The organism is Limnohabitans planktonicus II-D5 (assembly GCF_001270065.2).
Lineage (GTDB): Bacteria > Pseudomonadota > Gammaproteobacteria > Burkholderiales > Burkholderiaceae_C > Limnohabitans_A > Limnohabitans_A planktonicus.
This window is the reverse complement of record NZ_LFYT02000111.1, coordinates 1-968: the sequence shown is the minus strand read 5'-3', so window position 1 is coordinate 968 and position 968 is coordinate 1. Positions and strand designations below refer to the sequence as shown.

The 968-nt window shown below is 63.8% G+C and carries 1 protein-coding gene; it reads left to right on the top strand.

Annotated features, from left to right (window positions below; translation table 11 throughout):
* Positions 1-189, top strand: a 189-nt coding sequence (locus H663_RS40990) for an NAD(P)/FAD-dependent oxidoreductase (RefSeq protein WP_133240107.1), incomplete at its 5' end; no start/stop codon positions are given.
* Positions 190-968 lie beyond the last annotated feature (779 nt).

The window sequence follows — 968 nt, the reverse complement described above, 5'->3', positions numbered from 1 at the left end:
CCTTGCACCGCCGACATGCTGCCCGTCATGGGTCCAGCGCCGCGCCACAAAGGGCTGTGGTTCAACTTCGGCCACGCCCACCAAGGCTTCACGCTGGGGCCCGTGGCCGGGCGCCTGCTGGCAGAAATGGTCCACGGCCAGCACCCCTGGATCGACCCGGCCCCCTATTTGCCAGCGCGCTTTGGTTGATGTGGCGCGGGTCTCCTGAAAAGGGGGCCGACATGGGCCTGTGCCGGAGCCACCCATGTCGGAGCTAAAGCTACCGACCTACGGGGGACACGGTATGCGTAGGTCGGCGGTCGAAGACCCCGACGTTTGGCTGATGGACCTTTATCGCCTGCAGCCAGCGCTTGGTGCCAAGCGAGCAGCGTCGGACTCTTCGAGTCCCGACCTACGGGGCCAGTTATTCGTAGGTCGGCGGCTTCAGCCCCGACATGGGCCTGTGCCGGAGCCACCCATGTCGGAGCTAAAGCTACCGACCTACGAAGGCAGGTATGCGTAGGTCGGCGGTCGAAGACCCCGACGTTTGGCTGATGGACCATCATCGCCTGCAGCCAGCGCTTGGTGCCAAGCGAGCAGCGTCGGACTCTTCGAGTACCGACCTACGGGGGCAGGTATGCGTAGGTCGGCGGTCGAAGACCCCGACGTTTTGTTTGATGGACCACCTTTGCCTGCAACCAGCGCTTGGTGCCAAGCGAGCAGCGTCGGACTCTTCGAGTACCGACCTACGGGGGCAGGTATGCGTAGGTCGGCGGCTTCAGCCCCGACATGGGCCTGTGCCGGAGCCACCCATGTCGGAGCTAAAGCTACCGACCTACGGGGGACACGGTATGCGTAGGTCGGCGGTCGAAGACCCCGACGTTTTGTTTGATTGACCATCATCGCCTGCATCCGGCGCTTTGAGCCATGCGTGCAGCGTCGGACTCTTCGAGTACCGACCTACGAGTGCCAAGGTATGCGTAGGTCGG